Below are 9,104 nucleotides of genomic sequence, written 5' to 3'. Positions count from 1 at the left end.
CTCGACCTGGCCCCGCACGCCTCGCCGGAGGACTACCTCGCGCGCCGGGCCGAGCTGGGATTCGCCGAGGTGAACGCGCGTTTCCTGGCGGCGGCGGGCCTGGACGCGCTCTGCGTGGACACCGGATACAACCCCGGCGAGCTGCTCACCCCGCAGGAGCTCGGCGACCTCGCGATCGCGACGCCGCATGAGATCGTCCGGCTGGAGTCGCTGGCCGAGTCCGTGGCCCTGGACGGCGCGGACGCCTTCCCCGAGCGGTTCTGCGTGGCGCTCGCCCAGCGCACGCGGGACGCGGTCGGCGTGAAGTCGATCGCCGCCTATCGCGCCGGACTCGACCTGCCGGGCGAGCGTCCCGCCGACCGCGAGGTGGTCCAGGCGGTCGAACGCCTGCTGCGCGACGCCGGGCGCAACCCGGAAGGAGTGCGGATCGCCGATCCCGTGCTGCACGCCTTCCTGGTGTGGTGCGCCTCCGACCTGCGACTCCCCGTCCAGTTCCATGTCGGGTACGGGGACGCCGACGCCGATCTCAGGCAGGGTGATCCGCTGCTGCTGACCCGGCTGCTGCGCGGGCTGGCGCGGGCGGGAACGCCCGTGATGCTGCTGCACAACTACCCGTTCCACCGCAGCGCGGGCTATCTCGCGCAGGTCTTCCCGAACGTGTTCGCCGATGTCGGGCTGGCCCTGCACGGCGTCGGCGACCGGTCGCCGGTCCTCCTGCGGGAGCTGCTCGAACTCGCCCCGTTCGGCAAGGTGCTCTACTCGTCCGACGCCTACGGCCTCGCCGAGTACTACCACCTGGCCGCCGTGCTGTTCCGGCGGGCCCTCGCCGGGGTCCTGGACGGCGGTGTCGCCGAGGGGGCGTGGACGGGGGCCGACGCGACCCGGCTGGCCGGGATGGTCGCGGCGGGCAACGCCCGCCGCGTCTACGACCTCGACCGGCCGCGCTGACCGGCGCCCGGTCGGCCGAACCGCACCGGTCAGCCGAACCGCACCGGTCAGCCGAACCGCACCGGTCAGCCGAACTGCACCGAGCGCTTCGCCATGCCGAGCCAGAACCCGTCGATGGGCTGGCCGACGTCGCCCTCGTCCTGCCCGGACGCCGCGCCCAGGGTGACGAACAGCGGGGCGAAGTGCTCGGTGCGCGGATGGGCGAAGCCGGGGGCCGGCGCCTTGCGCTGGAAGTCGAGCAGGGCGTCCACGTCGTGCTCGGCGATGGCGCGGCGGCCCCAGTCGTCGAACTCGGCGGTCGCGGTGGCCACGCCGCCGGACGGGTCGAGCGCGCGCAGGTTGTGGGTGAAGAAGCCGCTGCCGACGATCAGCACGCCCTCGTCGCGGAGCGGCGCGAGCCGCCGGCCGAGGTCGTACAGCTCCGACGGGTCGAGCGTCGGCATCGACATCTGCAGCACCGGGACGTCGGCGTCCGGGTACATCTCCTTCAGCGGCACGTACGCGCCGTGGTCGAGGCCGCGCTCGGGCGCCTCGTGCACCGCCGGGCCGAGCAGGCCGCGCACCTTGGCGGCCAGCTCCGGCGCGCCGGGCGCGGGGTAGGTGACCTGGTAGTACTTCTCCGGGAACCCCCAGAAGTCGTACACGAGCGGGACGGGCGTGGTCGCCCCGACGGTGACCGGGGCGTCCTCCCAGTGCGCCGACACCATGAGGACGGCCTCGGGCCGGGGCAGGTCGGCGGCCCAGGCCGCCAGCTCACCGGGCCAGACCGGGTCGTCGGCGAGCGGCGGCGCGCCGTGGCTGAGGTAGATCGCGGGCATCCTGACCATGACCCCATACTAGTTCAAATTTAAACAAGCCGTAGCGAGCAACCAGGCGGCGACATCCGCGACGACCTCCGGGTCCACGTGCTGCGGCCGCAGGTAGTCGGCCGGGCTGGACGGTCCGGATCCGGGGAAGAACATGTGGTCGTCGGCCTCGTAGACCTTGAACGTGACGTCCGGACGGCCGCCGAGCGCCGCCCGCCAGCGGACGAGGTCGTCCGCGACGGTCACCTGGTAGTCGCGCCCGCCCTGCGCGACGAACATCGGCAGCCCGAGCGCTCCGGCCGTCGCGACCGGGTCGTAGTCGAGCAGGTCGGCCCAGTAGGACGCGGGCAGCCCGAACGGCAGCTCCTCGGGCGGCGTCTCCGGGGTCAGTCCGTCCAGCGCCGCCACCTGCCCCTCGATCTGGCGCGCGACCTCGGCATAGGCCGGGTCGAGTGACGCGAGATGCCGTGTCACGCGCACCGCCGCGCGATGCATGGGCTCGGCGTCGGCCGCGAGCAGCACCAGCCCGTCCACTGCCGCCGTCTCGGCGACGCGCGGCGCGACCTTGCCGCCCATGCTGTGCCCGACCGCGAAGACGCGTTCGACCAGGTCGCGCAGTTGCCGGACGGCGTCGGCTGCGAACGGCACGTACTCGTCGGCCATCGTCGCGGCCTGCCCGGCCGGCTTGTCGAACCGCACCGACGCGATGCCGTGACCCGCCAGGCCCCAGGCGAGATCTTTCAGCGGCTTGTTCGGCCCGGCCGTCCCGTCCCGGTCGAACGGCCCGCCGCCGCTCAGCAGCACGACCCCCGCCCGAGCCCGCGCGCGTGGCCCGGTCAGCGTCCCGCCGACCGGGCCGACCGCGACATCGCGCTCGCCGAGCGCGGCGGGATCGGCGTAGGCCGGGGGCGCCCACTCATTCATTCTCATACTTGCGAAAGGTAGCAGGTATGAGAGAGTTCGTCCTGTGCGCACCCTGGACCTCTTCGCCCATCCCGTCCGGCTGCGGATCGTGCACGCGCTGCGCGGTGGCCGCGTCCTGCCGACCTCGCGCCTCGCCGAGCTGATCCCGGACGTCTCCAAGGCCACCGTCTACCGCCACGTCGACGCCCTCGCCAGCGGGGGAGTCCTGGAGGTCGCGGACGAGCGGCGCGTCCGCGGCGCGGTCGAACGCCGCTACCGCCTCAGCCGCGAACGCGCCTCCGTCGACCCCGCCGAGGCCGCCGCGCTCTCCCCGGACGACCACCGCGCCGCGTTCGCCGCCTCCCTGGCCGCCCTGGCGGCCGAGTTCGACGCCTACCTCGACCGCGGCGGATCCGACCCGGCGTCCGACCCGGTCGGCTACCGGCAGCACGCCGTCTGGCTGGATCCGGACGAACTGGCCGCGCTCCTCGCCGGCCTGCGCGCGGCGATCGCCCCCCACCTGGCCAACGAGTCCGGACCCGGCCGCACGCGCTACCTGCTCAGCCCGATCATGTTCCCCGCCGAACCTGGCCCGGACGACGCCCCCACCCCAGAATGACCGGGTGGCTCCCGACGATCTGACCGACGCCGAACGACTCCTCTGGGACGCCTTCCCGACCGGTGCGTGGGCCGACCTCACGGACGCCGCCGACAGGACCGTCCGCGCCTCGGTCATCCGGCGTCTGCTGCTCGGCGGCCGCGACCGCGAGCCGGGGGAGCTGGCCGCCATCCGGCTCCGCGCCGCCACGGTCACCGGGAGACTCGACCTGATGGGCGCCTCCATCGACGTCGCGCTGGTCTGCGAGGACTGTGCCTTCGACGCGCCGCTGCGCCTGGCCGAGGCCGCCACCCGGACCGTCCGGCTGGTGCGCAGCCGCCTCCACCAGCTCAACGCGCCGCGCGTCCGGATCGAAGGGGTGCTCGACCTGCGCGGAACCGGCATCGGACACGGCGTCCGGCTCCCGCAGGCCGAGATCACCGGCGGGATCCGGCTGCACGGCGCGACCGTCGGGCGGTCGGAGCACGGCATCGCGATCGACGCCGAGGGCGTCTCGGTGCGCGGCGACCTGGCCTGCCCCGACCTGGTCGCGGACGGTCCCGTCGTCCTGCGCGGCGGGAGGGTCACCGGTTACCTCGACCTGGTCAGGGCGCGGCTCGCCAATCCCGGAGCCGTCGCGCTCGACATCGACAACCTGAGCGTCGGCGAGGGGCTGGAGGGCACCCGGTTGGCGACCGAGGGCGAGGTCCGGATGCGCAGCGCCGAGATCCGCGGTCCGCTGCTGCTGCCCCGCGCGCGGCTCAGCAATCCCGGCGGGTTCGCGCTGAGCGCCGCGCGCGCCCACCTCACCGGCGCGTTCTGGTGCGAGAACGGCCTGGCCGTCGAGGGTGAGATGCGGCTGACCGGCGTCCGCTTCGACGCGGGCGTGCACCTGTCCGACGCGTGCCTCGACGGCACCGGACGCACCGCCCTCAACCTCGAACGCGCCACCATCGGGCACCTCGACGCGCCTCGCCTGGCCGTGCGCGCCGGGGAGATCCGGCTGGGCGGCACGCGCGTCGCCGGCGAGTTCAGCCTGGTCGAGGCGTCCCTGGGGCCCGGCCGGGACGGCGTCTGCCTGGACATGGAGAACGGCGAGGTCGGAGGCACGCTGCGGCTGGGCAGGCTGCGGGCGGACGGCGAGATCCGCATCAGCAACAGCCGTCTCGCCGGAAGCGTCCTGGCGGGCAGGATGCGGTTGTGCGGCAGCACGACCGGGGTCGCGTTCCGCTTCACCCGCAACGAGGTCGCCTCCGGCATCCGGTTGATGAAGGTGCATGCCGACCGCGAGATCCGCCTCGTGGACAGCCGCTGCCGCCTCGGCATCCTCCTGGAGGGGATCGTGCTGCGCTGTCCCGGTGGCACGGCCCTGGACGTCTCCGGGGTCCGGGCGACCGAGCTGACGCTCCTTCCTGAGGACAACGTGGAGGGCCGGGTGGTGCTCGACGGCGCCCGGCTGACCGTCCTCCGCGACTTCCCCGAGAGCTGGCCCGGGGAACTCAGCATGGACGGCCTCGTGTACGAGACGCTGCAACCGGCGCTGACCGCCCGCGAACGGCTCGAATGGGTGGAGCGCGCGCCGCTGGACCAGCGCCCCCAGGCCTGTGACCAGCTGGCCGAGATGTACGTCCGCCTCGGCCGGCAGTCACAGGCGCAACGCATCCTCTACGAGGGGGAGCGCGGCCAGCGCCGCTTCAGGCCGCCCGTCGCGCGGGCCTGGAGCCTCGTCCAGGACGTGACGGTCGGCTATGGCTACCGTCCCTGGCGCGCCGCCGCCTGGGTGGTGTTCTTCCTGGCCATAGGCACGACCGTCTTCTCCCTCGATCACCCCGCTCCCTTGAAGAAGGACGAGGCTCCGCACTTCAACCCGTTCGTCTACACCCTCGACCTCATGCTGCCGCTGGTGACGCTGGGCCAGAAGTACGCGTTCAACCCGGACGGCGCGGCGCAGTGGTTCTCGTTCGTGCTGGTCGCCGTCGGCTGGATCCTGGTGTCCACGGTCGCCGCGGGCGTCACCCGCGCCCTCACCCGCCGCTGACGGGCGCGCTGAGCACGCGCGACAGCCAGGCGACGCCGGGCGGCTGCCGGTACTCGACGGCCACGTGACCGCCGTCGAACAGCTCGAAGAAGACCCGGTCATCGGGCACGCCCGCGTCGGCGACGGCCCGCCGGAACGCCGTCGCGCCCAGGTCGAGGAACCATTCGTCGTGCGTCCCGGCGTCGATCCAGATGCCGCGCATCGAACGCAGCGCGTCCGCATACGAGGGGGCCATCCGCACCGGGTCCCAGTCGAGCCACCGCTGCCACTCGTCCGGACGGAGCGCGCCCGTCACCGGGTCGAAGGGGAGCAGGGGAGTGCCGTCCTCGGCGGGCGAGAAACATGCGGAGACACCGAGGATCTCCAGCAGCCGCAGGTCCTCCGGCTTGGTGAACGCGACGCGCGACCGGAAGTCCTTCCACCAGGCGAAGATGTCGGTGTCGTAAGCCCGCAGGTCGCGGACGGCCTTGTAGAAGTGCGGCGTGTACTGCGCCTCCGACAGCGAGTCGCCCGAATGCGTCGCGAACGCGCCGAACAGGTCGGGCCGCGTCATCGAGGTGATGGACGCGCCGAGTCCGCCGCTCGACTTGCCCGCGATCCCGCGGTGGTCGCGGGAGGCGAGCGTCCGGTAGTGCGCGTCCACCCATGGCACGACCTCGTCGCACAGGTACGAGTGGTAGCGGCCGGTGCCGCGCGAGTCGACGTACTGGCTGCCTCCGTAGGTGGTGAACGCGTCGACGAACACCAGGATCGCGGGCGGTGCCTCGCCCCGCGCGAACAGCCGGTCGACATCGACCGGCACGGGGTCGCGGTACGCGGACGTCGCGCGGCTCCACGCCTGGAGCTGCCCCGTGTAGCCGAGCAGCATGTAGACGCTGGGGTAGCGGCGGCCGGGGTCGTCGTCGTAGCCGGGCGGCGTGTAGACCCACAGCGGTCGCTCGTGCGGGTCGCCGAGCGGGTTGTCGCGCAGCAGGGCGCTGACGAAGGTGTGCTCGTGGACGTGTCCGGCCAGGTCGTCGGGCCAAAGCGGCATGGCGGTCCTCCTCGTCGTCGGGGTGACGGGGAGCGACAGTACTACGATATGGAAATATACGAAATGGTATTATCGCTGCCATGGCACAGGACTCCATCGACCGGCACATCGCCTTCTGGTCCCGCGAACTGCCCGACCTCGACCCGGACGTGGAGGGCGCGGTCACCCGCATGCAGGCGATCGTCCGGCGGCTGCGGCACGAGCGCGAGAGCTCCCTCGCCGGGCACGGCCTCCAGGACTGGCAGTACGACGTCATCTGGTGGCTGCGCAACGCCGGAGCCCCCTACCAGGCGAGCCCGACCTGGCTCGCCGAGGTCCTGGACGTCCGCCCGGCCACCCTCACCAACCGCCTCGAACGCCTCGAACGCGACGGCTACGTCGACCGCGTCCCCGATCCCGACGACCGCCGCCGCCTGCTCGTCCGGCTGACGGCCAAGGCGAGCGACGCGTGGGAGTCGGTGTACGAGGACCGCTCGTCCGGCGAGCACGTCCTGCTGTCGGTGCTGACCCCGGACCAGCGCCGCCAGCTCGCTGACCTGCTCCGCATCGTCACCCTCGCGGCCGAGGCGGACGGTCCCGACCTCCTCCCGCTCGCCGACTGAACCGCCCGGCGGGCGGCGTCCGCCTCGGTGATCTTCCTCCGGACGTCGGTGGGCGTCTCTACGATGGGGCGATGCGATACGCCCCGGGAGGTGGGAGTGGCCGTCCTGATCCGGGCCGGTGACGTGCCCGCCGCGGAACGGGTCGACGTGTGGCTGAGCATCGTGTCCGAGACGCTCGGGCCGCTCGACGTGCGGATGGACCGGGACGCCCCGCTCCGGGGCCAGATCGAGGCCGTGCAGCTCGGGCCGCTCGGCGTCGGCCGGATCCAGACCTCGACCCCGCACAGCGTGCACCGCACGCCGGGACTCATCCGCCGCGACGACCCCGACCACTACCGGGTCGTGCTGGCCGTCTCCGGCACGGTCCTGCTCGGGCAGGACGGCAGGACCGCCCGGCTGCGCGCCGGTGACCTGGCCGTCTACGACTTCTCCCGCCCCTACGAGCTGGTCTACGACTCGGCCGTCCAGCTCGCGGTGTTCAGCTTCGCCCGCCCGATGCTCACCGTGCCCGCCGACACGGTGCGCGGCCTCACCGCCGTCCCGGTCGCGCCCGACGACGGCGCCGCGGCGCTCGCCGCGCCGCTGCTGCGCAGGGTGGCCGAGGACGCCGAGAGCCACCGGACGGCGAGCTCCGCCCGGCTGCCCACCGTCGTGACCGACCTGCTCGACATGATCCTCGCCGAGCGGTCGGCGCAGGTCAGGACGCTGGCGCCGGAGACCCGCGAGCGGGTCCTGCTGCGCCGCGTCCACGCGTTCGTCGAGCAGCACCTCGGCGACCCCGGCCTCGGCCCGGCGACGATCGCCGCCGCGCACCACGTCTCGCTGCGCTACCTGCACCGGCTGTTCGAGTCGCAGGACACCACGGTCGCGGCCTGGATCCGGCACCGGCGGCTGGAGCGCTGCCGCCGGGACCTCGGCGACCCGGCCCTGTTCGACCAGCCCGTCAGCGGCATCGCGGCGCGCTGGGGCCTGCCGGACCCGGCCCACTTCAGCCGCGTGTTCCGGCGGGCCTACGGAGTGTCCCCGGCGGAGTACCGCCGCTCCTGCCTGATGCCCAGCGCCTGAACACCGCGCTGCCTGAACACCGGGCTGCCTGAACACCGGGCTGCCTGATGACGCGCGCCCGAGCGCGGCGCGGATCGTCAAGCGGCGGGCGCTCAACGCCAAGCCCCGGAGGCGTCCCGCTCGGAAGACTTGTCATCACAAGGAAGCCGAAGAAGGGAAAAGCCTCCGATGTCCACCACGCTCTTCGTGAACCTGCCCGTCAACGACCTCGAGCGCTCCAAGGAGTTCTTCACCGCGCTCGGCTTCGACTTCTACGGCATGACCGAGGACATGGCGTCCGTGATCATCAGCGAGCGCACCCAGGTCATGCTGCTGGCCGAGCCCACGTTCGCCGGATACGCCCAGCACCAGGTGGCCGACCCGGCCAAGAGCACCGAGATGATCCTGGTGCTCGGCCTCGCCAACCGGGGGGAGGTGGACGAGCTGGTCGACAAGGCGCTCGCCGCCGGGGCCTCGGCCGTCGGCGAGCCGATGACCGAGGGCAACCGCTACCAGCGCGGTTTCGCCGACCCGGACGGCCACCAGTGGTCCGCGCTCTGCCTGGCCGCCCCGGAGAAGTGAGATGACGGTGGCTCCGGCCGTGCGGAAGCTGAGTGTTTATTGATGCTTGACCACAACTGAAACTCAGTGCCAAAATAGACCCATGAACACGACGCTGACCCCGAAGATCATCGGCCGGGTCGAGAAGCACCACACCGCCGTCCTGGCCCGGTCCCTGCGCGGCACCACCCTGGACGAGAAGCAGTGGATCACCCTCAGCCAGCTCGCCGCGCCGACCGGCCGCCAGGACCACACCGCCCGCATCGCCGCCCTCACCCAGTGGCCCGGACGGGACGTCGAGAAGGCCCTCGACAACCTTCTGACCAGTGGATACGCGGAGGCCCTCCCGGACGGCGACATCCAGGCCACGGGCACCGGCCGCGCCCTCGTCGCGACTGTCCGGGAGGCGAGCGCCGACACCATCACCCGCGCCTACAGCGCGGCCACCCCTGAGGACCTGGCCACGACCGCCCGGGTCCTCGAAGCCATCACCGCCCGCCTCGCGGACGACCTGGCGCACTCCTGACGCGGGCCGCCCGGCGCGCCGCGCGCCCGGGAACCGGAGCGGGCG

At 73.0% G+C, this 9,104-nt stretch carries 10 protein-coding genes; 7 read left to right on the top strand and 3 right to left on the bottom strand.

Going from position 1 to position 9,104, the window contains the following annotated elements:
* A partial coding sequence (locus AB0J52_RS16780; RefSeq protein WP_500182486.1) for an amidohydrolase family protein occupies positions 1–948 on the top strand: 948 nt, incomplete at its 5' end.
* Between the two features lie 65 nt (positions 949–1,013).
* On the opposite strand, the gene AB0J52_RS16775 is transcribed toward AB0J52_RS16780, so the two are convergent.
* Together AB0J52_RS16775 and AB0J52_RS16770 are read right to left on the bottom strand one after the other, a co-directional pair.
* Positions 1,014–1,775 (bottom strand): dioxygenase family protein, encoded by a 762-nt coding sequence (locus AB0J52_RS16775; RefSeq protein ID WP_500182485.1) that lies wholly within the window; start codon positions 1,773–1,775, stop codon positions 1,014–1,016.
* Between the two features lie 9 nt (positions 1,776–1,784).
* Positions 1,785–2,684 carry an alpha/beta hydrolase family protein gene (locus AB0J52_RS16770; protein ID WP_500182484.1) on the bottom strand — a complete coding sequence of 300 codons (900 nt, stop codon included), beginning with the start codon at positions 2,682–2,684 and terminating at the stop codon, positions 1,785–1,787.
* Between the two features lie 37 nt (positions 2,685–2,721).
* Between AB0J52_RS16770 and AB0J52_RS16765 the strand changes: the two genes are divergently transcribed.
* Together AB0J52_RS16765 and AB0J52_RS16760 are read left to right on the top strand one after the other, a co-directional pair.
* Positions 2,722–3,276, top strand: coding sequence for a helix-turn-helix domain-containing protein (locus tag AB0J52_RS16765; protein ID WP_500182483.1), 555 nt, complete (start codon positions 2,722–2,724; stop codon positions 3,274–3,276).
* 4 nt (positions 3,277–3,280) lie between these two features.
* Positions 3,281–5,293 carry a hypothetical protein gene (locus tag AB0J52_RS16760; RefSeq protein WP_500182482.1) on the top strand — a complete coding sequence of 671 codons (2,013 nt, stop codon included), beginning with the start codon at positions 3,281–3,283 and terminating at the stop codon, positions 5,291–5,293.
* On the opposite strand, the gene AB0J52_RS16755 is transcribed toward AB0J52_RS16760, so the two are convergent.
* Entirely contained in the window at positions 5,280–6,326 is a 1,047-nt protein-coding gene (locus tag AB0J52_RS16755; protein WP_500182481.1) for an alpha/beta hydrolase, read from the bottom strand. The genes AB0J52_RS16760 and AB0J52_RS16755 overlap by 14 nt on opposite strands.
* Positions 6,327–6,406: 80 nt before the next feature.
* On the opposite strand from AB0J52_RS16755, the gene AB0J52_RS16750 reads away from it, so the two are divergent.
* The 4 genes from AB0J52_RS16750 to AB0J52_RS16735 all read left to right on the top strand — a co-directional run bounded on the left by AB0J52_RS16750 (position 6,407) and on the right by AB0J52_RS16735 (position 9,059).
* Positions 6,407–6,928 carry a MarR family winged helix-turn-helix transcriptional regulator gene (locus AB0J52_RS16750; protein ID WP_500182480.1) on the top strand — a complete coding sequence of 174 codons (522 nt, stop codon included), beginning with the start codon at positions 6,407–6,409 and terminating at the stop codon, positions 6,926–6,928.
* A gap of 96 nt (positions 6,929–7,024) precedes the next feature.
* Positions 7,025–7,993 carry an AraC-like ligand-binding domain-containing protein gene (locus AB0J52_RS16745; protein ID WP_500182479.1) on the top strand — a complete coding sequence of 323 codons (969 nt, stop codon included), beginning with the start codon at positions 7,025–7,027 and terminating at the stop codon, positions 7,991–7,993.
* Positions 7,994–8,161: 168 nt separating this feature from the next.
* Entirely contained in the window at positions 8,162–8,554 is a 393-nt protein-coding gene (locus tag AB0J52_RS16740) for a VOC family protein (protein ID WP_500182478.1), read from the top strand.
* Between the two features lie 82 nt (positions 8,555–8,636).
* A complete protein-coding gene (locus AB0J52_RS16735) occupies positions 8,637–9,059 on the top strand; it encodes a winged helix DNA-binding protein (protein WP_500182477.1) in 423 nt (140 codons plus the stop codon).
* Positions 9,060–9,104: the final 45 nt, after the last annotated feature.

It is taken from the genome of Spirillospora sp. NPDC049652, from assembly GCF_040675125.1.
Classification (GTDB): Bacteria; Actinomycetota; Actinomycetes; order Streptosporangiales; family Streptosporangiaceae; genus Spirillospora.
The sequence above is the reverse complement of the archived record's forward strand: the minus strand, read 5'-3'. Positions and strand labels throughout refer to the sequence as shown.

Coding starts and splice junctions, on each gene's coding strand:
- AB0J52_RS16775 (WP_500182485.1), bottom strand. CDS start 1,775: ATGGTCAGGATGCCCGCGATCTACCTCAGCCACGGCGCGCCGCCGCTC.
- AB0J52_RS16740 (WP_500182478.1), top strand. CDS start 8,162: ATGTCCACCACGCTCTTCGTGAACCTGCCCGTCAACGACCTCGAGCGC.
- AB0J52_RS16755 (WP_500182481.1), bottom strand. CDS start 6,326: ATGCCGCTTTGGCCCGACGACCTGGCCGGACACGTCCACGAGCACACC.
- AB0J52_RS16770 (WP_500182484.1), bottom strand. CDS start 2,684: ATGAGAATGAATGAGTGGGCGCCCCCGGCCTACGCCGATCCCGCCGCG.
- AB0J52_RS16750 (WP_500182480.1), top strand. CDS start 6,407: ATGGCACAGGACTCCATCGACCGGCACATCGCCTTCTGGTCCCGCGAA.
- AB0J52_RS16735 (WP_500182477.1), top strand. CDS start 8,637: ATGAACACGACGCTGACCCCGAAGATCATCGGCCGGGTCGAGAAGCAC.